At 63.6% G+C, this 23,062-nt stretch carries 20 protein-coding genes; 12 read left to right on the top strand and 8 right to left on the bottom strand.

Annotated elements, in window-relative coordinates:
- From tolQ to P0Y65_09530, 5 genes are all read left to right on the top strand, one after another.
- Entirely contained in the window at positions 1-690 is a 690-nt protein-coding gene (gene tolQ, locus P0Y65_09550; GenBank protein ID WEK06463.1) for a protein TolQ, read from the top strand.
- On the top strand, positions 690-1,139 hold the full coding sequence (locus tag P0Y65_09545; protein WEK06462.1) for a biopolymer transporter ExbD: 450 nt from the start codon (positions 690-692) through the stop codon (positions 1,137-1,139). The genes tolQ and P0Y65_09545 overlap by 1 nt, the downstream gene beginning before the upstream one ends.
- Positions 1,139-2,245, top strand: a complete 1,107-nt coding sequence (locus tag P0Y65_09540; protein ID WEK06461.1) for a TonB family protein — start codon at positions 1,139-1,141, stop codon at positions 2,243-2,245. The genes P0Y65_09545 and P0Y65_09540 overlap by 1 nt, the downstream gene beginning before the upstream one ends.
- A 167-nt stretch (positions 2,246-2,412) precedes the next feature.
- A complete protein-coding gene (locus P0Y65_09535; GenBank protein ID WEK06460.1) occupies positions 2,413-4,680 on the top strand; it encodes an NADP-dependent malic enzyme in 2,268 nt (755 codons plus the stop codon).
- Between the two features lie 120 nt (positions 4,681-4,800).
- Positions 4,801-6,279 (top strand): NAD-dependent succinate-semialdehyde dehydrogenase, encoded by a 1,479-nt coding sequence (locus P0Y65_09530; protein ID WEK06459.1) that lies wholly within the window; start codon positions 4,801-4,803, stop codon positions 6,277-6,279.
- A gap of 31 nt (positions 6,280-6,310) precedes the next feature.
- Here the strand turns inward: P0Y65_09530 and P0Y65_09525 are convergent, their stop codons facing one another.
- The 4 genes from P0Y65_09525 to P0Y65_09510 form a co-directional block, all read right to left on the bottom strand.
- Positions 6,311-7,216: a biopolymer transporter Tol gene (locus P0Y65_09525; GenBank protein ID WEK06458.1), complete on the bottom strand. Its 906-nt coding sequence runs from the start codon at positions 7,214-7,216 to the stop codon at positions 6,311-6,313.
- A 21-nt stretch (positions 7,217-7,237) separates the two neighbouring features.
- Complete coding sequence (locus P0Y65_09520; GenBank protein ID WEK06457.1) at positions 7,238-8,806, bottom strand: FAD-dependent oxidoreductase; 1,569 nt, start codon at positions 8,804-8,806, stop codon at positions 7,238-7,240.
- A gap of 246 nt (positions 8,807-9,052) precedes the next feature.
- Entirely contained in the window at positions 9,053-9,838 is a 786-nt protein-coding gene (locus P0Y65_09515) for a creatininase family protein (protein WEK06456.1), read from the bottom strand.
- 10 nt (positions 9,839-9,848) lie between these two features.
- Complete coding sequence (locus tag P0Y65_09510) at positions 9,849-10,238, bottom strand: Rid family hydrolase (protein WEK06455.1); 390 nt, start codon at positions 10,236-10,238, stop codon at positions 9,849-9,851.
- A gap of 193 nt (positions 10,239-10,431) precedes the next feature.
- Between P0Y65_09510 and P0Y65_09505 the strand changes: the two genes are divergently transcribed.
- The 6 genes from P0Y65_09505 to P0Y65_09480 all read left to right on the top strand — a co-directional run bounded on the left by P0Y65_09505 (position 10,432) and on the right by P0Y65_09480 (position 16,504).
- On the top strand, positions 10,432-11,436 hold the full coding sequence (locus tag P0Y65_09505; protein ID WEK06454.1) for an ABC transporter substrate-binding protein: 1,005 nt from the start codon (positions 10,432-10,434) through the stop codon (positions 11,434-11,436).
- 72 nt (positions 11,437-11,508) lie between these two features.
- On the top strand, positions 11,509-12,339 hold the full coding sequence (locus P0Y65_09500) for an ABC transporter ATP-binding protein (GenBank protein ID WEK06453.1): 831 nt from the start codon (positions 11,509-11,511) through the stop codon (positions 12,337-12,339).
- Positions 12,336-13,202 (top strand): ABC transporter permease, encoded by an 867-nt coding sequence (locus P0Y65_09495; GenBank protein WEK06452.1) that lies wholly within the window; start codon positions 12,336-12,338, stop codon positions 13,200-13,202. The genes P0Y65_09500 and P0Y65_09495 overlap by 4 nt, the downstream gene beginning before the upstream one ends.
- Before the next feature lies 1 nt (position 13,203).
- Positions 13,204-14,517, top strand: coding sequence for a cytosine deaminase (locus tag P0Y65_09490; GenBank protein ID WEK06451.1), 1,314 nt, complete (start codon positions 13,204-13,206; stop codon positions 14,515-14,517).
- Positions 14,514-15,914, top strand: coding sequence for an FAD-binding oxidoreductase (locus P0Y65_09485; protein ID WEK06450.1), 1,401 nt, complete (start codon positions 14,514-14,516; stop codon positions 15,912-15,914). Before P0Y65_09490 ends, P0Y65_09485 begins: the two co-directional genes overlap by 4 nt.
- Positions 15,914-16,504 carry an NAD(P)H-dependent oxidoreductase gene (locus tag P0Y65_09480; GenBank protein WEK06449.1) on the top strand — a complete coding sequence of 197 codons (591 nt, stop codon included), beginning with the start codon at positions 15,914-15,916 and terminating at the stop codon, positions 16,502-16,504. The genes P0Y65_09485 and P0Y65_09480 overlap by 1 nt, the downstream gene beginning before the upstream one ends.
- Here P0Y65_09480 and P0Y65_09475 read toward each other — a convergent pair.
- Both P0Y65_09475 and P0Y65_09470 read right to left on the bottom strand, forming a co-directional pair.
- Positions 16,498-17,826 (bottom strand): sigma-54 dependent transcriptional regulator, encoded by a 1,329-nt coding sequence (locus tag P0Y65_09475; GenBank protein WEK06448.1) that lies wholly within the window; start codon positions 17,824-17,826, stop codon positions 16,498-16,500. The genes P0Y65_09480 and P0Y65_09475 overlap by 7 nt on opposite strands.
- Positions 17,823-19,601: an ATP-binding protein gene (locus P0Y65_09470; protein ID WEK06447.1), complete on the bottom strand. Its 1,779-nt coding sequence runs from the start codon at positions 19,599-19,601 to the stop codon at positions 17,823-17,825. The genes P0Y65_09475 and P0Y65_09470 overlap by 4 nt, the downstream gene beginning before the upstream one ends.
- Positions 19,602-19,852: 251 nt before the next feature.
- Here P0Y65_09470 and P0Y65_09465 point away from each other — a divergent pair, with 251 nt between their 5' ends.
- Positions 19,853-21,190, top strand: coding sequence for a dicarboxylate/amino acid:cation symporter (locus P0Y65_09465; protein WEK06446.1), 1,338 nt, complete (start codon positions 19,853-19,855; stop codon positions 21,188-21,190).
- An 82-nt stretch (positions 21,191-21,272) separates the two neighbouring features.
- Here the strand turns inward: P0Y65_09465 and P0Y65_09460 are convergent, their stop codons facing one another.
- Positions 21,273-22,253: an SDR family oxidoreductase gene (locus tag P0Y65_09460; protein ID WEK06445.1), complete on the bottom strand. Its 981-nt coding sequence runs from the start codon at positions 22,251-22,253 to the stop codon at positions 21,273-21,275.
- Between the two features lie 72 nt (positions 22,254-22,325).
- Positions 22,326-23,060, bottom strand: coding sequence for an SURF1 family protein (locus tag P0Y65_09455; GenBank protein WEK06444.1), 735 nt, complete (start codon positions 23,058-23,060; stop codon positions 22,326-22,328).
- Positions 23,061-23,062: the final 2 nt, after the last annotated feature.

Here is a 23,062-nt window from a genome sequence, read left to right as displayed (position 1 = left end):
ATGGAAACGGTTGCACACGATTTCTCCATTCTCGGCCTCTTCATGCAGGCCGACTGGATCGTCAAATCCATCATGGTCGGCCTCCTGCTGGCCTCCGTCTGGTGCTGGGCCATCATCGCCAATCGCGCCGCGCTCTATGCGCAGACCAAGCGTGATATGACCGCCTTCGACCGCGCCTTTGCCTCCGGCCAATCGCTCGAGCAGCTGCGCCAGGGGCAGGGCGACAATCCGCCCACCGGCCTCACCGCGGTTCTTGCAGCCGGCATGGATGAGTGGGACCGGAGCCACGAAGCACAGGCCGCGACCCCACATGGACTGCAGACGCGCCTCGAGATCGCGCTCGATCTGGTGGTCACCGAACAGGCCGCAGCCCTCCAGAAACGCCTCGGCGTACTCGCGACCGTCGGCTCTGCCGGCCCCTTCATCGGCCTCTTCGGCACGGTCTGGGGCATCATGAATGCCTTTACCGCCATCGCCACGGCTGAAAATACCAGCCTCGCCGTCGTAGCGCCCGGCATTGCCGAGGCACTGCTCGCGACAGCCCTTGGCCTCCTCGCCGCCATTCCGGCCGTCATTGGCTACAACAAGCTCAGCGCCGACTCGGGCTATCTGATTGGCCGCCTCGACGCCTTCGCAAATCGCCTTGTGGCGCTGCTGTCGCGCCAGCTCGATTCCTCGAAGGTGGCGTGATGGGCATGGGAATGAGCCCGGGCGGGCACCAGCGCGGACGGGGCAGGGGTCGCGGCACGGTCGCCCCGATCAGCGAGATCAACGTCACCCCCATGGTCGACGTCATGCTGGTCCTGCTCATTGTCTTCATGGTGGCAGCCCCGCTGATGGCCATGGGTGTGCCGATCAACCTGCCCAAGACCGATGCTCAGGTCATGCCGATCGAAGCCAAGCCGATCACCATAACGGTGACGCCCGATGGCGCCCTGTCGATCGACGGCGACCCGGTCACCATGGAAACGCTGGTCACGACAGTCGATGGTCTGGCGCAGGATGGCACGGACGAACGCCTCTATGTCCGTGGTGACGCCACCACGGCCTATGGCGCCATCATGGAAGTGATGGGCATGCTGTCGGCCGCCGGCTATGGCCAGATCGGCCTCATCACCGAGCGCAAAGAGGCCAACTGATGCGCATCGCGCTCTCCGGTTCGGCTCTGGTCCATGCCGGCCTTGTCGGGGCCCTGCTGGTCGGCTTCGCCTGGCCGGATGCCGATGACGCGGCTGCCGCCGTGCCGGTGACGGTCGATATCATCCCCATGACCACGGTAAGCACCAATTCGACCGAACAGGTCGACTCCGACAGCACGGTCTCCTCCGTCTCTGCCGGCAATGCGGCGACCACCATCGAGCCGATCACGCCCGACCCCGTTGAGCCGACCACCGAGCCGGTCGAGCCAGTGACCTCTGAAACGATCGAACCTGTCGAACCCACAGAACAGCCGGAGGCCGAGCCCGTCGAGCCGGTCGAGGTCGCAGAAGCGGAGCCAGTCGAGACTGCCGAGCAGGCCGAGCCTGTGCAGTCGACCCAGGTTTCCGAACAGGCAGAGCCCATCGAGCCGCTGGAAGCGGCGCCTCTTGAAGTGGCGGAACTGTCGTCGACGGCAGAGAGCGCCCTGTCGGCCGCGCCAGTGTTGCCCTCCGTGCCCGTCGAAGCCATAGAGCCGCAGCCGGTCGAAACCCCGGTCCAGCCCTCGACGGTGGACGCCGAAACACCTGCGCCGCTCGAGCCTGTCAGCGCCGAGGACCTGTCCACCGCGCCCGTGCCGCATCAGCTCAGCTTCCAGCGACCATCCAAGCCTGTCGTCCACGCCCCAAGGCCGCCGACCCAGCAGCAACAGCCGCGCCCCCAGCAACAGCCCGCGCCGCAGACCGCGGGCAATGGTGGCAACAGCCAGGCCGACTCGGTAGCGGCTGCCGGCGGCGCACCGCAACAGAGCGCCAGCAATGGCAGTGGCGGCAGCGCCGAAGTGGCGCGCTATCCCAGCCAGGTCATCGGCAAGCTCCGCTCCGCCCTGCGCCGCGCCAATGGACAGGCCGGCGAAGTCATCGTGCGTTTCACCGTGCTGTCGAATGGCCAATTGTCCGGCATCAGCGTCGCCCGTTCCTCTGGCAATGGCTCGACCGATCAGGCCGGCATTGCCCTGGTCCAGCGCGCAGCGCCATTCCCGCCCATCCCCTCAGGTGCCGGCCGCGCCGACTGGACCTTCGACGTGCCGCTGGCCTTTGGCGGCTGATACCTCGCCTCGCTTGCCTCTGGCGCCCCGCCTCGACGAAAGTATAGCTTCCACGACGGCTGCCGCCCTGATCTTCGAAGGGCAACGCCACCTGAGGGCTCCTCACTGCCGTAGCCCATGGGCTGCGCGGGAGCCGAACTGGCAAAGCCTGATCCCGGAGAAGCACCATGGCAAACGACACCAACTCCAGCCTGCGCGATGCGGCCCTGCATTTCCACGAGCATCCACGGCCTGGCAAGCTCGAAATCGTCGCCACCAAGCCGCTGGCCAATACGCGCGACCTGTCGCTGGCCTATTCCCCTGGCGTCGCCATCCCCTGCGAGGAAATCGCCGCCGACCCGCAGGCCGCCTACAAATATACGGCCAAGGGCAACCTGGTTGCTGTCATCTCCAATGGCACTGCGGTGCTGGGGCTGGGCAATATCGGCGCGCTGGCATCCAAGCCGGTGATGGAAGGCAAGGCGGTCCTGTTCAAGAAGTTCGCTGGCATCGACAGTATCGACATCGAAGTCAACGAGCAGGATCCCAAGCGCTTCATCGAGATCGTCGCGCCGCTCGAGCCGAGCTTCGGCGGGGTCAACCTCGAAGACATCAAGGCGCCCGAATGCTTCGAGATCGAGGAAGCGCTGCGTGAGCGCATGAATATCCCGGTCTTCCACGACGACCAGCACGGCACGGCCATCATCGTCGCCGCCGCCGTGATCAATGCGATGAAGCTGGTCGGCAAGGACATTGCCAAGGTCAAGATCGTGACCTCGGGGGCAGGGGCTGCCGCCATTGCCTGCATGAACATGCTGATCGCCGTCGGCGCGAGCCGGGAAAACATCTGGATCGCTGACTCTAAGGGTCTCGTGACAAAGGCCCGTCACAACAATGTCGATCGCTGGCGCGGTGCCTTTGCGCAGGACACCGACAAGACCGAACTCAGCGAAGTCATGGCCGGCGCCGACATCTATGTCGGCCTCTCCAAGGCCGGGGCGCTGAAGCCCGAAATGATGAAGGACATGGCGCCTAATCCTCTGATCCTGGCGCTCTCCAATCCCATCCCTGAGATCATGCCCGAACTGGCCCGCGAAGCCCGGCCTGACGCCATGATTTGCACGGGGCGCTCCGATTACCCCAATCAGGTCAACAACGTTCTCTGCTTCCCCTTCCTGTTCCGCGGCGCGCTCGATTGCGGTGCAACCGTCATCAACGAAGACATGAAGGCCGCCGCCGCCCATGCCATCGCAAAACTCGCCCATGAGCCGGGCCTCGAAGCCAGCGCCCATGGCGTCCCGGCAATCTTTGGTCCCGAATACCTCATCCCCAATCCCTTCGATCAGCGCCTGATCCTTCGCATCGCCCCCGCGGTGGCAAAAGCGGCGATGGAAAGCGGCGTCGCCCAGCGCCCGATCGGCGATTTCGCCGCCTATCACGACCAGCTCAATCGCTTCGTCTTCCGCTCCGGCCTCGTTATGAAGCCGATGATCGAGCGGGCACAGGGCCAGGCCACCCGCATCGCCTTCGCCGATGGTGAGGACGAACGCGTCCTACGTGCTGCCCAAGTTCTGCTGGAAGACAGGATTGCCCGCCCGATCCTGATCGGCCGCCCCTCGGTCATCGAAAGCCGCCTCGAACGCTTTGGCCTGACCATTCGTCCAGACAAGGATTTCGAGGTCATCAACCCCGAGGACGATCCGCGCTATCGCGACTACGTCAGCGATTTCCAGGAGCTGGTTGGTCGCAAGGGCGTGACCCCTGACACCGCCCGCACCATTGTCCGCACCAATACAACGGTGATCGGTGCCCTAGCCGTGCGCCGCAAGGAGGCCGATGCGCTGATCTGCGGCCTGCAGGGCCGCTTCATCAAGCACGCCCGCGACATCCAGTCGGTCATTGGCCTGGCCGACAATTCGTCCCAGCTCTCCGCGCTTTCCATGCTGGTCATGTCACGCGGCGTCTTCTTCCTCGCCGATACCTATGTCAACATCGACCCCAGCGCCGACGAGATCGTCGAAATCACCCTCCAGGCGCGCGACCACCTCAAGCGCTTCAACATCGAAGCTAGGGCAGCGCTGCTCAGCTATTCCAACTTCGGCTCGCGTGATGGCGATACGTCGATCAAGATGCGCGAAGTCTATGAGCGCCTCAAGGTCGTGGCCCCGGACCTGGTCGTCGATGGCGAAATGCAGGGCGACCTGGCGATCAACGAGGGCCTGCGCGACCGCTATGTTCCCAACTCCGTGCTGCGCGGCGAAGCCAACCTGCTGATCTTCCCAAATCTGGAGTCGGCGAACCTCTCGATGACCCTGCTCAAGGAGCTCAACAATGCGCTCCCGGTCGGTCCCATCCTGATGGGGACGCGCCAGCCGGCCCATATCCTGGCGCCGTCCGTCACCAGCCGCGGCGTCGTCAACATGGCCGCTATTGCTGCCAGCGAGGCCGTCGCCTGATCATCCTGCCTCCCCCCTCGTGAGGGGAGGCAGCCTTCCCGCGCCATCACATCGCAGCAAGCCTCTGGTCGAAGCTGGTCCCGCCGGGTTACTCACGGGGACGCAAGAAGGATAGCTGGCATGAACGCAATCGAGACCATAACGGCGCAGCTCAGTTTCGATATCGGCGCCATCCCCAGGGATCTGCATATCGCCGGAAAATGGCACGAAAGCGCCACCGGCAAGCGCATCGATGTGGTCGATCCCTCCTCCGGGGTCGTCATCGTCACCATTGCCGATGCCAGCGTCGAAGATGCCATAGACGCAGTGAAAGCGGCACATGACGCCGCGCCTGCATGGGCCGCCACGCCACCGCGCGACAGATCGGAAATCCTGCGCAAATGCTACGCGCTGATGATCGAGCGCCGGGAGATGCTGGCCGAGCTGATCAGTCTCGAAAACGGCAAGGCGCTTCCCGATGCGCTGGCCGAAGTCACCTATGCCGCCGAGTTCTTTCGCTGGTTCGCCGAAGAAGCCGTGCGCCTCAACGGCGAAATCTATACGGCGCCCAGCGGCGCCAACAAGATCATCGTCGAGCACCAGCCCATCGGCGTGGCGGTGCTGATCACCCCGTGGAATTTTCCCGCCGCCATGGCGACCCGCAAGATCGCTCCGGCCCTGGCCGCGGGCTGTACCTGCGTGCTCAAACCCGCCAGCGAAACGCCGCTGACCGCCTTCGCGCTGGCGCAGATTTACCAGGAATCCGGCCTGCCGCCCGGTGTCGTCAATGTCATCACCACCAGCGCCGCTGGCCCGGTCACCAGCGCCATGCTGCATGACAAGCGCGTCCGCAAGCTCAGCTTCACCGGCTCGACGCCGGTCGGCCGCATCCTCCTCAAGGAAGCCGCCGACCAGGTCATTTCCTGCTCGATGGAGCTGGGCGGCAACGCGCCCTTCATCGTCTTCGACGATGCCGATCTCGATCTCGCCATCGAAGGGGCCATGCTGGCCAAGATGCGCAATGGCGGCGAGGCCTGCACCGCCGCCAATCGCTTTTACGTACAGCAGGGCATAGCCGAAGCCTTCTCGCAAAAGCTCGCTGAACGCATGGGCGCCCTCGTCGTCGGCGCCGGCTATGACAGCCGGACTCAATGCGGCCCGCTCATCACCCAGGCTGCCGTCGACCGCGTGGCCGGCCTCGTCACTGATGCCGAGCAGCGCGGCGCCAAAATCTTGGTGGGCGGCAAGCCGCTGGTCCGCGACGGCTTCTACTTCCCCCCGACCGTCCTGTTCGATGTCGCAGAAGACGCCGACATCACCCGCCAGGAAATCTTCGGACCGATCGCCGCCATCACCACCTTCGCCACCGAGGATGAGGCCATCGCCGCCGCCAACAACAGCGACTTTGGCCTCGTGTCATACGTCTTTACATCGGACCTCGCGCGCGGCCTGCGGGTTTCGGAGCGCATGGAAAGCGGTATGGTCGGCCTCAATCGCGGCGCCATCTCCGACCCCGCCGCACCCTTCGGCGGCACCAAGCAGAGCGGCCTCGGCCGCGAAGGTGCGCACCACGGCATCCTCGAATTCTGCGAAACCAAATACATAGCCGCCAACTGGTAACCCTGGCGTAGCAGGATTGGCCCGGCGACGACTAGCCAGGCCGGGCACTCGCCCGCGGATAGGCGACAAAGGCCAGCCGCCTGCTGTCCGGTGACCAGGAATTGACATTGATCGTCCCCTGGCCCCCGAAGCAGGTCGCCAGCAACCGGTTGTTCCCGCCCTCCGGCGACATCAGCCGCAACTCGACATCCTTGTCCGGCGGATGGCCGGTCGTGCCTTCCGGATAGCTGAGATAGGCGACATGCCGGCCATCCGGCGAAACATGGGGAAACCAGTTGACCCGATCGTCAAAAGTCAATTGTTCGATCCCGCTACCGTCTACCTTCATCCGGAAAATCTGCGCATGGCCGGGCTGCGAGGCGGCGAGCTCGGAATTGAAGTAGATCCATTTCCCGTCCGGCGAATATTCTGGCCCGTCGCAGGGCACGCTGACCTCCGTCAACCGCCTGTCCGGTCCACCTGCCGCCGGGATCGTGAACACATTGACCATGCGCTTCCCAGCGGGCTCCTCCACCGCCACATAGGCCAGCGTCTGCCCATCGGGCGAAATGCCATGCAGATAATAGTGGTGCGGTGTCGCATGGTCGTTGGAAATCCGCCGCGTCACGCCGCCGGCCAGCGGCACGGCATAGAGATGGCCGTCGTCCGAACTCACATAGGCCGTGCGACCATCCGGGGAGAGCACATGGTCATTGTTGAGCCGCGTCGCCACACCGCTATCGATCGCCTCCAGCGTGCCCCCGGTCACCGGCAGCCGATACAGCCGCCCGCCGCCATTGACCACCAGCCATTGCCCGTCCGGCGTCCAGTTGGGCGCTTCGATCACGCTGTCGGCGGTGTGGATCACCTGCTGCCTGCCGTCGAGATCGACGATGGTCAGCTGTGCAACCTGCCCCTTTGAAAGGTGACGACCGCGGCGGAAAAACGGGAAAGGCATGGCATCTCCATCAATGGGCCGCTAAGGCGTGCCGCTCTGCAGCGCCCTCGACAGGCGCAGTGCCAGCGCCAAAGCCGTTAGCGTTGGATTGGCAAAACCCGCAGATCGGAAAGTGGCTGCACCGGCGACGAAAAGATTGTTCGTCCCGAACACTTTGAGCTCTCGATCGACAACGCCGTCGCTCGGCGAAGCGCCCATTCGCGCCATGCCCATATGGTGAAAGCCATCCTCGATCCTTTCGAGAAACGCCGGGTCGCGTGCAAGGAGCTGGGGATCGATCTCGACCTCCGCAAGTCCCGCCCTTTCGAGATAGTCGGCAACCCGGACAGCAAAACTGGCCAGCGTTCCAAGCTCCACGCCATCCACGCGCCAGTCGAGCGTCGCCCTCGGCCTGCCAAGCGTGTCGCGCTGGTCGGTCAGCGCCAGCCCGCTCTCGCGCACCATCATCTGCTCGCCTGTGAGTCGCAGCAGGATTCCACCATCGTCAGGATTATAGATCCGGCGATGCAGCAGGAAACGCTCCGCCGTCCGGGCAATCGTATCCAGCAGCAGTGGCAGGTGCCGGAAGTCGAGCCCTTCATGCTCCAGCGCCGTCCGGTTGATCAGGTTCCGCGCCATGGTCTTGAGGGCAGTCAATTGCGCCGTCCGCGCCGAGGTCGAAACGAAATGTGCCGCCACACCCAGCAACCGGTCCCGCCGTTGCGCCTGTTCCGATAGCTTGAGTTTGGGGAGATACTTGAGGCCTCCCAGGACGGCGGCATCGAAGACATCATGGAAGCGCTGGACATCAAGCACGCGCACCAGACCTGCATCGACATCCACATGGTCGACAAAGCCGCGCCCCAGCCAGGGGTTACTGGCCCAGGGCGCCACGCCCGCGCCCTCCAGCGGCAGCATCAGCAGCCGCGCAATCTCGATTGTGCCATTGGCCAGCACGACAGCGCCCGCCGTTATCCGCACATTGCCTGTCCCACTCGTGACGTTCAGCCCGACCCTCTGCCCGCCGCCCTGCAGGAACAGGCTGCTGACCGTGGCGCCAGTCAGCGCAACGAGCCTGGGATTGTCCCTGAGATCCCTGGCAAACTGGCGCGCAAAATTGGGCTCGGGTGCCCAACGGGTCAGGAACAGGTCGAGGTCGTCGCCCGTTGCCGGCGGCTTGGCCCTGAGCTGCTGCCAGACTTCCCGCTCGCTGAGACGTCCGCGCATGCCGAGCAGATCAAATGTTGCCTGATAAGCTTCGGCAAGTTCGGTCGACTCGATCGGCCAGCCGCTCTCCGCCAGCCAGTCGCGTTCGCCAAACACCATGGGTTCGAGCGGTACCAGCTGGCCGCCCCATTGGGTCGTCGTCCCACCCAGCGTCCGGAATCGCCCTTCCTGCAGCCCTGTGAACCGCCGGCCAGCACTCGATATCTCGTCAAAGACATAGTCCGCAGCGTTGGGATCGGTCTGCCCCGCTTCCAGCAGCAGCACCCTCTTGCCGGCACGTGCGAGGTCGGCGGCCAGCAGCAGGCCGACCGCACCTGCGCCCACGATGGCAACGTCTGCATGATTTCCGCCGGGAATGTTCTGGAGGTCGCTCGAAAGCGCCAAGATTTCCCCCTGCTAGAATCGGCGCGGCGAAATGTGAGGCACGATCAAGCAGCAGGCTCCTTTGCAAAGGGCCGCCCCAAACGATAAAAATTGAGCAATATCCGTCGTTTGGGTCAGTCAGTGATGCTGACTGTGTTTCCTGTTGCAGGGGCTTGCAAGCCCATCGTTTGATCTATTCGAATAGTCAAATGGCTAGTCTTTGCCAGAATTTGCCGCTCCAAAGTCGAACAGCAATCTTCGCGACGGTCACTGGGGCAGGGGCATGGCCTCGACTTCGGCCAGGACTTCAAGCATGCCCGCCACATTGGCCTCGGCAATGATCTGTCCCTTTTCGGCGGTCGCCAGACTGGCGTCGCCGACCGCGCCGGCCGGATTGATGTCCGAGGCGATCCAGGCATAGACGTGGCCGAAGGCGCCAGTGGGTCGGAGATAGCGGAACTGTTGCTCGTCGCGGGCCGCGATGGAAACAAAATTCTCCGCCCGGCGCATGTCGACCAGATGCGGCTTGAAATGAAGCACCAGCGAGGTCTCGGAATCGCCGCCATGAATGCCGTGGCGGCGTTCGAGATCGGTCAAAACGTCAGGCGGTGTGAAGCGCCAGCCGCTCTTGACCGCCAGCATGCCGGCGCGCACGCGAAGTTCGCGGGTGACAATGCCCATGATCTCCTCGTTGCCGCCGTGCGAATTGACGAAGACGATTTTTCTGACCCCCGCCCGCGCCACTTCGAGCCCGATCTGCGTCCAGGCATCGATGAGATTGTTGGCCGTGTGGGTGATCGTGCCCTTGGCCCAGATATGCTCGTTGGACTTGCCAATGGCCTGAACGGGCAGGATGCGAATATCGAGACCCGCGGGCGCGCGCTCGGCCAGCAATTCCATCATCGATGTATTGATGATCGTATCGGTGCCGACCGGCAGATGCGGGCCATGCTGTTCCACCGCCGCGATCGGCAGGATGGCAATGGTCTTCATCGGGTCGATAGTGTCGAATTCGCGTGCGGCGTAGTCGGTCCACCAGATCTTGCGGGGCATATGTGTTTCCTCAGGCCGGACCGGCCGCGATGGCTTCGATCTCGACGACAAATTCCGGCCGGGCAAAGCCCGAAACGATCATCAGCGTGGATGCAGGATAGGGTGCTGCAAAGAGCCCGTTCCGGACCGCCATATAGTCGGACAGGTGCTCGCGCCCGGTGACGAAGGCATTGATGCGGACGACATGTTCGAGCCCCAGACCCGCCTCGGCCAGGATCGCAGCAATGTTGTCAAAACAGATGCGCGCCTGTCCCCCGCAGTCGGGCGGCACGACGTTGTCGGCGCCGATGCCGAGTTGTCCGGAGCAGAAAACAAGCTTCTGCCCGGCCGGCACGACAATGCCGTGGCTATAGGGGGCGAAAGGCGGATGGATGTCGGGAGGGTTGAGTGAAGTGGTCATTTGGCGCGGATGCTAACGAGCCGATTTCGCTCTGGCTAGCCCAATTGATACATATTTGCACGCATGGCAGGCATCCGCTGAACATGCCTATTTTTTGGCTTTTCATTTTTTGATCAGTCGGTCAGCATTTGCCCCGGAGAAGCACTCGCACAAATTTCATCCGGCTGAGGGGCCGGAAAGGGGAGCGCATAGCATGCTGAGACTTTCGACTGTCCTGACCGCATCAATCCTGGCGGGCGGCCTCGCGGCTGGGGGCGCCGTGGCGCAGGATAAGGTGACCTTCGCCACCAACTGGCTCGCCCAGGCCGAGCACGGCGGCTACTACCAGGCTATCGCCGACGGCACCTATGCCGAATATGGGCTGGACGTGACCATTGCCCAGGGTGGCCCACAGTCGCCAGGCCGGCCGATGCTCGTCTCCGGCCAGGTGCAATTCTACATGGGCGGCGCCACGGGTGCCATCAACAGCGTCAAGGAAGGCATTCCCACCATTACCCTGGCGGCAATCTTTCAGAAGGATCCGCAGATCCTGATGTCGCATCCAGGCAAGTTCGCCACCTTCCCCGAACTGGCGGGCGCCTCGAAATACATCCTGAGCGCCGATGGCTTTGCCGGCTATTTCAGCTGGATGAAGGCCGCTTGGCCTGACTTCGTTGACGAGAAATACGAGCCCTATCAGTTCAATCCGGCGTCCTTCCTGTCCGACGACATGGCCATCCAGCAGGGTTACCTGACCTCCGAGCCCTATTCGATCGAGACCGAGGCCGGCTTTGCGCCCGACGTGTGGCTGCTGGCCGATCAGGGAACCTATACGCCCTATTCGACGACCATCGAAGCGATGAAGCCCTGGTATGACGAAAACCCCGATGTGGCCAAGCGTTTCGTCGAGGCCTCGATCATCGGCTGGTACAACTATCTCTACGGCGACAACACGGCCGGCAACGACCTGATCAAGGCCGACAATCCGGAAATGACCGATGAGCAGATCGCCTATTCCATCGACAAGATGAAGGAATACGGCATCCTGATTTCGGGCGAAGCGGAGACGCAGGGCATCGGTTGCATGACCGACGAACGCTGGAAGACCTATTACGACAATATGGTCGAGGTTGGCCTCTACGACGCCGGCATCGATGTGACCCAGGCCTATACGACCGAACTGGTCTGCCAGGGGCTGGGCGTGGACCTCGTGAAGTAAGCCGACCCTTCGTCTCATCGGCGCCGGCACCTCGGCCGGCGTCGTGGCGACCCTCAAACGGGCGATAGTTCTTTGACTGATACATCTCTTGCCGCCGCACCGGCGACCAATGCGGCCTCGGGCCGTCTCGTGGTTTCGATGCGTAATGTTTCCAAGCTGTTTTCCAATGGCACGCTCGCACTCAAGGGCATGACGCTGGATGTGCGGCGCGGCGAATTCCTGTCGCTGCTTGGTCCTTCCGGCTGTGGCAAATCCACAGCGCTGCGTATCATCGCGGGCCTCGGCGAGGCCAGCAGCGGTACGATCGACTGGCCATCCAGCAAGATCGACAGCCGCGGCAAGCCGCAGGGGGACATCGGCTTCGTCTTCCAGGAGCCGACGCTGATGCCCTGGGCCACGGTGTTCAGCAATGTCTACCTGCCGCTGCGCCTTGCAGGCATGTCCAGATCCGCAGCGCGCCCGCGCATCATGGAAGTGCTGGCCTCGGTCGGCCTTGCCGATTTCCACAAATCCTATCCGCGCGAACTGTCCGGCGGCATGAAAATGCGCGTTTCCATCGCCCGGGCACTGGTGACCAAGCCAAAGCTCCTGCTGATGGACGAGCCCTTTGCGGCGCTCGATGAGATCACCCGGCAAAAGCTCAATGACGACGTGCTTCGTCTCTGGCGCGAAACCGGCCTCACCGTCATCTTTGTCACCCATTCGGTGTTCGAAAGCGCTTTTCTGTCCAACCGGATCGTGGTCATGCGGGCGCGGCCGGGTCAGGTCTATTCCGACCTGCCCATCCTCACCTCCATTGATCGCGACGCGCATTACCGCACTTCAGAAGAGTATCGTGCGACCACCGACACGGTGTCGCGCGCCCTTCAGGAAGCCATCGACATTGGAGCAGCCGGCAAATGAGTGACGCTGCCCCCGCCATCAAATCCTCCGAGGCCGGCACCGACAGTGCCGTTGCCATTGTCGTCGCCAGAACCAGTCTCACCGAACGCATCCTGCGCGTCGTGATCCCGACCGCCATGGTGCTGCTGGCCATCGGCCTCTGGCAATTGCACATCACCGTCAACCAGGTGCCGCGCTACATCATGCCGGCACCCGGCGATGTCATCGTCGCCCTGTTCACCGATTGGCCGACGCTCTATCCATCGCTGCTGGTCACCGTCCGCGTGACGTTACTGGCGCTGCTGCTGGCGCTTGCTGGCGGGGTGGGCCTCGCCATCATCCTCGTCCAGTCGAAATGGGTCGAACTGGCCATTTTCCCCTTCGCCGTGATCCTGCAGGTCACGCCGATGATCGCCATTGCGCCGCTGCTGATCATCTACATCAAGGATTCCCAGTCCGTCCTTTTGACCTGCGCCTTCATCGTCGCCTTCTTCCCCATACTCTCCAACATGGTCGCGGGTCTGAAAAGCGTTGACCACAACCTGCTCAACCTCTTCGAGCTGAACGGCGCCAGCCGCTGGCAGACCTTGCTCTATCTCAAGCTGCCATCCTCGCTGCCCTATTTCGCCGCGGGCCTGCGCATTGGTGGCGGCCTGTCGCTAATTGCAGCGGTGGTCGCAGAATTTGCCGTCGGTTCGGCGGGCCGGGGCTCGGGTCTGGCCTTCCGGCTGCTGGAATCGGGCTATCGCCTCAACTATCCGCGGCTCTATGCGGCGCTGATCCTGCTGATGCTGACCGGCATCGTCATTTTCGCCCTGACCTCGCTGATCTCCTGGCTGCTGCTGCACCGCTGGCACGAAAGCGCCATGCGGCGGGAGAACTGAGGTGGCGATCAACATTCCGGCCGACGGCCACTATACGATCGCCAATGCCACCGTGCCGCTGTCCGTCATGGGTGACGCAACCTCCGGCGCTGTCGGCCTGTTCGACATCGCCATCGCCGATGGCGCCATCTCCAGCGTAAACCCGGCTGGTGGCACCGCTGGCCCCAATGTCATCGATCTCGACCACGGCATCGTGCTGCCCGCCTTCGTCGATCTCCATACCCATCTCGACAAGGGCCACATCTGGCCACGCAAGCAGAACCCCGATGGCACCTGGATCGGTGCGCTGATGGCCGTACTCTCCGACCGCCAGGCCAATTGGGCTGCGGCAGATGTCGAACGGCGCATGGATTTCTCCCTGCGTTGCGCCTATGCCCACGGCACGGCCGCCATCCGCACCCATCTCGACATGGCGCCGCCCCAGCATACTATCACCTGGGACGTCTTCGAAGCCATGCGCGCCCGCTGGGCGGGCCGGATCGAACTGCAGGCCGCGGGCCTCATGGGTCCCGATACCATCCTCGATCCCACCGCTCTCCGCGCCATCGGCGAACGCACCAAGGCCGCCGGCGGCATCCTGGGCGGCTCGACGGCCGTACACCCCGACAATCCCACCATCATGCGCAAGCTGGTGGCAATCGCCGGCGAGCTCGGCCTCGACATCGATCTCCACACCGACGAAAGCCCGGACCCGGCCGCCAATGCGCTGGAATGTCTCGCCGATGCCGTGATCGAGAGCGGCTTCACCGGCAAGGTGACCGCCGGCCATTGCTGCTCGCTGTCGGTGCAGGCCGAGGATGTCGCCAACCGGGTTATCGACAAGGTCGCCCGTGCCGGCATCGCGGTGGTCAGCCTGCCCATGTGCAACATGTATCTGCAGGATCGCGACAATACCGATGGCATCCGCACCCCCCGCTGGCGGGGCGTGACCCTGCTCAACGAGCTCAAGGCAGCCGGCGTGCCGGTGGCCATCGCCTCGGACAATACCCGCGATCCCTTCTACGCCTATGGCGACCTCGACGGCTTCGAAGTCCTCCGCGAAGGCGCGCGCATCCTCCATTTTGATCACCCTCAGAGCCAGGCCTTCAGCTGGGCCCGCGCGGTCGGCGCCGATCCGGCCGCCCATGCCGGCTTTGCCTATCAGGCCACGATCACGCCTGGCGCGCCGGCCGATCTTGTGCTGTTCCGCGCCCGAAGCTGGACCGAACTCATGTCGCGTCCGCAAGCCGACCGCACCGTACTGCGCTCGGGCCTTTCCATCGACACGACTCTTCCCGACTACCGCGAACTCGACGACCTTATGGTGACCAGATGAGCATTGCCGCTTTCCGCGCCGAACTGGGCGATATTCCCCAGGAGGACAATGCCCGCATTGTCCAGCAGCGCAGCCGCGACCATTACTTTTACTCGCCCGTGCTGAAGGCCAAGCTCGACCACGTGACCGCTGAAGTCGTCGTCTCGCCGCGCTCGACCGAAGAGGTCAAGACCGTGCTGCGCGCCGCCTTCAAGCATGATGTGCCGATCACTCCGCGCGGCGCCGGGACCGGCAATTACGGCCAGGCCATGCCCCTGGCCGGCGGCGCCATGCTCAACCTGATGAACATGGACAAGGTGCTCGACATCCAGCCTGATCGCGTCCGCGCCCAGGCCGGCGCCGTGCTGGAAAAGCTCGACCACGAGACCAAGGCCGCCGTGAATGGCGAGCTGCGCTTCCACCCTTCCACCCATCGCATGGCCTCGCTCGGCGGCTTCATCGCCGGCGGCTCGGGCGGCGTCGGCTCCGTCCGCTGGGGCGGATTGCGCAATCTGGGCAGCATTCTGGGCCTCAAGATCGTCACCTGCGAGGCCGAGCCGCGCGAGATCGACCTGAGCGGCGAAGACATTCTCAAGGTCGCCCACGCCTATGGCACCAATGGCATCATCGTCGAGGCCGAAATGCCGCTCGCCCAGGCCTATGACTGGGTCGACATGATCGTCGGCTTCGACGATTTCATGGACGCCTGCCGCTTTGCCGAAGCCGTGGCCCTGCAGGATGGTCTCCTGGTCAAGGAAGTCGCCCCCTGCGCCGCGCCTATCCCGGAAGCCTATTTCAACCGCCACAAGCCCTATCTCAAGGATGGGCAGTCCGTGGTGCTGCTGATGGTGGCGCCGGTCGCCGTGGCCGCCATGGAACTCTTCATCCGCCACCGCCAGGGCGAGCTGCGCTATCGCTCCGATACCGCGACCCCCGAAGAAATCAAGCGCCTGCCGCCGGTCTATGAACTGGCCTGGAACCACACGACCCTGCGCGCCCTCAAGGTCGATCCCGCGATCACCTATCTGCAGACCCGCTATCCGACCAGCGAGCATGTCGAAAAGATCTGTTCCATCCTCGGCGACGAACTGCTGATGCATATCGAAATCACCCGCCAGGACGGCAAGGTGACCTATTCCGGCCTGCCGCTGGTGCGCTACACCACCGAGGCGCGGCTCGAGGAGATCATCCGCATCCACGAGGACAATGGCTGCGACGTCTTCAATCCGCATCGCTTCACCCTCGAAGAAGGCGGCATGAAGCGCACCGACCAACGCCAGCTCGATTTCAAGCGCGAGGCCGATCCCAAGGGCATGCTCAATCCGGGCAAGATGGTGGCCTGGGAAAATCCCGACTTCGATTTCTCCGCCGGCAAGGCCTGGCTCTTCGATGGCCTCAATCCGGTCCATGCTGCCTGATGCGGGTCCATGTCATTCACGCCCATCCCGTCGAAACCAGTTACAACCGCGCCCTGTTCCAGGCCGCGATCGACGGGCTGACCGAGGCCGGCCATGAGGTTGATGCGCTCAATCTCTACGACGAGGATTTTCCCGCCGTGCTCAGTCGCGAGGAACGGCTGGGCTATCATGACGTGCCGGGCAATCTCACGCCTGCGGTCAAACCCTATGTCGATCGCCTGCGCGCCGCAGAGGCGCTCGTCATCGTCCATCCGGTCTGGAACTATGGCTATCCGGCCATCCTCAAGGGCTATTTCGATCGCATCTTCCTGCCCGGCGTGTCCTTCGTCATGCACGGCGGTGGCGATCGCGGCAAGCTCAAACCCAGCCTTACCAATATCAAGAAGGTCGCCTTCGTCACCACCTATGGCGGCAACCGTCTCCGCACCTGGGTGATGGGCGATCCGCCGCGCCGCATCGCCACGCGCTGGGGCTGGGCCACCTTCCGCACGCGACCGGACTATCTGGCGCTTTACGACATGAACAATTGCACGCCCGCCCAGCTCGATGGCTTCCTCGGCAAGGTCAGGGATCGCATGCGCAGCTACTGAGCGCGCTCAGCGCGCGAAATCCCGTGCCGCTTGAGCTTGTCGTAGAATGTCTTGCGTGGAATACCCAGTTCGGCAAGGCAGGCGGCGATGTTCCAATCGTGCCGCTCGGTCGTCTCGCGCAGGATGGCGGCCTCGGCCTGGGCTACGCGATCGGGCAAGCTCGCCGGCGGCAGCACCTGGCCGCCCGTGGCGTCCACTTCAAGGCCCAGCACGAAGCGTTCGGCAAAATGGCCCAGCTCGCGCACATTGCCCGGCCAGTCATGGCTGACCAGAAAATCGCGCAGGATCGGGCTGACCAGCGGTGTCTCGACCTGGAAGCGCTTGGCCGCTCGCGCCAGGAAATGCGCGAACAGCAGGAGGATATCGTCCCTGCGCTCACGCAGGGGCGGGATCGAAACGCTCACCACATTGAGGCGGTAGTAGAGATCCTCGCGGAATTTTCCGTCGCGCGACGCCTGGTTGAGGTCGAGTTTTGACGCCGCGATCACCCGCAGGTCGAGGTCGCGCTCCTTGTTCGTTCCCAGCGGGCTGATGCGGCGCTGCTCCAGCACGCGCAGCAGCTTGACCTGCGTCGCCAGCGGCATGCTTTCGATTTCGTCGAGAAACAGCGTGCCCCCCGACGAGTGCTCGATGCGCCCGATCCGTCGCGCGGTGGCGCCGGTAAAGGCGCCCGGCTCGTGGCCGAACAGCTCGCTCTCGATCACCGTCTCGGGCAGGGCGCCACAGTTGAGCGCCACGAATTCTGCTGCAGATCGGCGTCCCCATTCATGCAGTGCCCGTGCCACCACTTCCTTGCCGCTGCCGGTTTCGCCCTCGACCAGCACATCGATATCGGCCACCGCAATCTGGCGCAACGTGCGGCGCAGCCGCTCCATCGCCGGCGTCTGGCCGAGCAGGGGGGCGCCATCGTCGGTTTCCAGCCGTCGGGCGAGGTCGCGGTTCTCCAGCACCAGCTGGCGCATGTCCATGGCGCGCCGGATCGACTGCACCAGCCGCTGCGCGCTCACCGGCTTGGCGATGAAGTCATAGGCCCCGGCCTGCACGGCGTTGACCGCCATGTCGATATCGCCATGCCCGGTGATCAGGATCACGGGAATGGCCTCGTCCACCGCCCGCAGCCGGTCGAACAGGTCGAGCCCGCTGACCCGCGGCATGCGGATGTCGGATACGACGATCCCGGCAAAGTCGGTCCCCACCACTTCGAGCAGCGATGCCGCATCGGCAAAGGTCTCGACCGTGAGGCCGGCCAGCCGAATGGTCTGGGCGGTGGCGGTGCGGAAATCGGCATCGTCATCCACCAGGGCAACAGTCAATTCCGTCATGGGGCAACCGGCAGTGTGAGCGTGAACGAGGCGCCGCTATCGGTCGTCGTATTGGCCGATAGCGTGCCCGAAAATTTCAGGGCCAGTTCCTGGCTGATCACCAGGCCAAGCCCCAGGCCCTTGGGCTTGTTGGTGTTGAAGGGCACGAACATCTTTTCGAGGATATCGGGCGGAATCCCGGGCCCACTGTCGAGGATGGTCAGGGCGACATGCCCCCCGGCGCGCATCAGGTCGATTTCGATCCGCGGAATCTCCGTCTCCGAAAGCGCCTCGATCGCATTCTGCACCAGGTTGACGATGATCTGCTCCAGCCCGATCCGGTCCGCCAGAACTGGCATCGGTCGCCCGGATGGGGCAAAGGTCACGTCTATGCCATTGCGCGCCAGCCGGTGGCGCAGCATGGCCAAGGCCGCCTCGACGGCTTCAACCGCGTCCACTGGCTCGACGCTCGATCCGCCCTTGCGGGCAAAGGTGCGGAACTGCTCGGTGATGGCAGCAATGCGCTCGGTCAGCGCAGTGATCGACGCCAAGTTGTCGTCGACAGAACCCAGGTCCCGCTGTCCGGCAAACACGCGACCATTCTCGGAATAGGCGCGGATCGCCCCCAGCGGCTGGTTGATCTCATGCGCCACCCCGGCGGCAATCTGTCCCAATACGGCGAGGCGATTGGACTGCGCGAGATCATCGCGCAACCGTCCGGCCTTGGCTTCTGCCTGCTGGCGATCCTCCAGCGCCTGCAGCAGGTCCCGCGTCCGCGCCGCAACCGCCAGTTCGAGACGCGCGCTCTCGGCCTGCATGCCACGCTGCGCCCGCCGGTTGCGCAAGAGGTAGGCGAGAAGGAGCGCAGCCCCCGTGGCAACCACCAGCAGCGACAGCAGGCCAACGGCGCGCGCCGAGCTGATGGCCGACGCCCGGTTTTCTTCGACAGTCGAAAAGGTGAATAGCGTCCAGTCCGTGCCGGGCACGTCGGCATAGGTCCTTATGGCCTCGATATCCTTCCGCGTACCGGGGTATCGCGCCGTCACCAGATCGGCAGACCCCATCGGGCTGATCGTTGAGACGGGCAGGGGGATCAATGGCGCCTCGCCAAACTGCAGGCTGTCCCTGAGGCTGGCGATCTCGGATGCCGACGGCGCCTGACGCATGTAGAACCGCCATTGGCGGACGCTCGACAGGATGACGACACCACGGCTGTCCATCACATAAGTGTCGCTGGCCTCCGACCCCCACATGGCCTCCAACTCATCGAACTCGAGCTTGACCACCGCCACGCCAAGCGGACCATCGGGCCCCTCGATGCGCTCGGCTATATAGAGGCCCGGCCGGCGGCTGACCGAACCCAGCGCAAACAGCTGCCCGGTCCCGCCCGCCATGGCGTCGTTGTAATAGGCCCGGAAGTTGTAGTCATTGCCGACGAAACTGCGCGGTTCGCGAAAATTGCTCGAAGCCACGGCAATGCCGTCGGTATTGATGATGTAGATGACACTGGCGCCGGCGCCTTGGTTCAGCGTCTCCAGCTTGGCGTTGAGCCCGTCGAGTGCGGTCGCATCTGGCGCGGCGAGGGTCGCGATGACGTCCGCATCGCGGGAAATGACGAAGCGGACGGCGCGCTGCTTGTCGAGGGCCGAGGTCAGCGCCGAAACCTGCAGGTTCGTCGTGGCCCGCAAACGCGCTCCCAAAGTCGCATCGGCCTGACTGCTGGCGTAACGATCCGCCACAAGGATCACCACGCCCGACAGCACAAGGCAGACCACGGCCAACGCAAGCCAGGGCATGCGCTCTGCGCCGAACAACCTGCGAATGGACAAAGGGGAAGCCATGCCTTTGTTGTGCGGTTTTTCGCACGAATGGCAAGTCACATGTGCGAATGACCGCACAAAACCACGTCTAGTTCGATTATTCACGAACAAATTGCCACGCAGATTCAGCGCCCTAGCGCCAGCGACCTCGGCTGGCACGCGCCTTGCTATCCGTCATCCCAGAGGCCGTGGCATCCAACGCGGCCGAAAAATCGGGGAGTGAGAACTTGTTGGTTCCGCAAACGGCCGGCGCACCGGCCCAGAAAATTCCGCTGTACAAGCACCTCTATGTCCAGGTGATCGTCGCCATCATCATCGGCATTGCGCTCGGCCATTTCTGGCCAGCCATTGGCACCGAGATGAAGCCGCTCGGCGATGCCTTCATCAAGCTGGTCAAGATGATCATCGCGCCGGTCATTTTCCTGACCGTGGCCACCGGCATTGCCGGCATGAGCGATCTCGGCAAGGTCGGCAAGGTCGTCGGCAAGGCGATGATCTATTTCCTGACCTTCTCGACCCTGGCGCTGATCGTTGGCCTGATCGTCGCCAATGTCGTCCAGCCCGGCGCCGGCCTCAATATCGATCCGGCAACCCTCGACCAGTCGGCCGTCCAGGGCTATGCCGACCAGGCGCATGAGACGACCATCATCGGCTTCCTGATGAGCATCATCCCCAACACCATGGTCAGCGCTCTTGCTGAGGGCAATATCCTCCAGGTGCTCTTCGTCGCCGTGCTCTTCGGCATCGCCCTGTCCTCGGTCGGCGAGCGCGGCAAGCCGGTTCTGGACTTCTTCCAGGCCATCATGGCGCCGGTCTTCAAGATCGTCTCCATGCTGATGAAGTTCGCCCCGATCGGTGCGTTCGGCGCCATGGCCTTCACCATCGGCCGCTATGGCATCGGCTCGATCGCCAACCTGGCGCTGCTGGTCGGCACTTTCTACGCCACCGCCTTCTTCTTCGTCGCCGTCGTCCTGGGCGCGGTGGCCAAGTACAACGGCTTCTCGATCTTCGCCTTGATCCGCTACATCCGCGAGGAACTGCTGCTCGTTCTGGGTACCTCGTCTTCTGAAGCTGCGCTGCCCACGCTGATGCAGAAGATGGAAGCCGCCGGCGCCAAGAAGTCGGTGGTCGGCCTCGTCATTCCGACGGGCTATTCCTTCAACCTCGACGGCACCAATATCTACATGACCATGGCAGCCCTGTTCATTGCCCAGGCTACGGGCATCGAACTCTCGCTCTGGGAACAGATCGTGCTGCTGCTGGTCGCCATGCTGAGTTCCAAGGGCGCAGCTGGCATCACCGGCGCCGGCTTCATCACCCTTGCTGCAACGCTCTCGGTCGTCCCCTCCGTGCCGATCGCCGGCATGGCGCTGATCCTGGGCATTGACCGCTTCATGTCCGAGTGCCGCGCCCTGACCAACCTCGTCGGCAATGCCGTGGCCTGTCTCGTCGTCGCCCGCTGGGAAGGCGAGTTGGACGAAGACCAGATGCGCCTTGCCCTCAGCGGCAACGCCCCCAAGGCCCCGGTGGTCGATGGCACCATCCAGCCCCAGCCGGCCGAATAGCCAGCTCATCACCGCTCAATGAAAAAGCCCGGCACCACAAGTGCCGGGCTTTGTTTTGACCTTCCCGACAGGTTGGCCCGGGCTAACCCAGTGCCGACTGTTCCCGGCAGATCCGATCGACCAGATCGTCGAACGCACCTCGCTCCGGCCGCTTGGCCGCAAGCCGTTGCTTCAGGTGCCGGATCGGTTCTTCCAGAATGGTTTTGAGATCCGTGGCGCAGGTGAAATCCCCGGCAACGCGCTTGACCTTGGAATTGTCAAAGATCGCCGACCACGCCTTATCACCGATAAGCGGCCCGACCCAATCCGGCACGTAGCGCACCAGCGTGTCGGTCGGCACATGCACGATCTTGGCCTCCACCCCCAGCGCCGCCCCGATTGCTGTCTGGATGTCATCCCACACATGGGCACGATCATTGGTGATGTGGAAGATTTCGCCCAGCGCCGCCGGCTTGCCGAACAGGCCGACGAAGGGCACGGCGAAATCTTCGGACCGCGTCAGCGTCCATGGCGTGTGGCCATCCCCCGCCACGATGGTCGGCTCGCCATCAAGCATGCGCCGCGCCATCACGTCGGCATCGCCGATCATCACCGGCAACCCGGTCCGCACCGTGTGGCTGGGTCGCACGATGGTCCAGTCAAACCCATCTGTCGCATTGATCAATTCCTCGCAGGCGATCTTGTCCTGGCTGTAGCGCCAGTATGGATTGATCGCCGGGGTTTCCTCTGTGATCACATAATGCCGCGCCGGTTTCTCGTAGACCGAGGCCGACGAGATGAAGACATACTGCCCGCAATGGCCCCGGAAAACCTCGATGTCCCGCTGCACCTGGTCGGGCGTAAAGGCGATGAATTGCGCCACCACATCGAAATTGGCCTTGGCCAAATCCCCATATTCCGGCCCGTTGAGGTCGCCGACGATCGAGGTCACGCCCTCGGGCAGGGCGTCAGCGCGCTTGCCGCGATTGAACACGCTGACCTGATGGCCGCTCGCCACCGCGCGTTGTACGCAGGGATAGGAAATCTGCCCCGTTCCACCAATGAAAAGCACGCGTAGCGACATGGACAATCCTCCCTCATCCGAAACGCCTATTGAGCCCGCTTACGCGGTCCGCGGCAACCCCGGCAGGGTGATTTAGTCCTGGGACGTCGCCGGCTTTTCCCTGACGCGGTCCCGGACCACATAGACGAGCGCCCCGAGGATAAAGGCCGCCAGGGCAAACCAGGTCAGCGCATAGACCAGATGATTATTAGAGAAACTGAGGACCGTCAGCCCACCCTGAACCGCGTCACCAACAACCTCATCCGCATCGATGAAGAAGTCGTCTAGCATGCTGACGCCCATGCTTGTGCCGATCTCGGCAACGTCGCGCGAGAACCAACGGCCCGCCTCCGGGTCATTGGCCCGCAGAAAACCGCCGTCCGGCTCGGTGACCCGCAGCAGGCCGGAGATGGTCACGGGAGTTTCCTCGGTCAGTCGCGCTGCCTCGCGCTCGTCCGGAAGGACAAAGCCGCGATTGACAAGAAGCGTGCGCCCATCGGGCTTTAGCAATGGCGTCATCACCCAGAAGCCACCACCCAGTGCCGTCACCGCCTGTACGAAATTGTCCTTTGGCAACAGCGAACCATTGACCATGACGCGCTGATACTCAATCGCCACCGGGTCGATATCCGACCAGTCGGCAGTGTCGAGATCCAGCGGGTTCGAATGAGCCCGTGTCTCCACGGCTTCGACCAGCCCATTCTTCCAGGCCAGCCGCTCCACCTGCCACACACCCAGCGCGGCAAAGCCCGCACAAGCCAAAAGGCCCACCACGAGGATGGGCCAAATAGCTGTCAGGCTACGATTTTTTGTCGTCGTATCCGACATGG

It is taken from the genome of Candidatus Devosia phytovorans (assembly GCA_029202405.1).
GTDB classification, from domain to species: domain Bacteria; phylum Pseudomonadota; class Alphaproteobacteria; order Rhizobiales; family Devosiaceae; genus Devosia; species Devosia phytovorans.
This window is presented reverse-complemented; position numbering and strand designations above follow the sequence as displayed.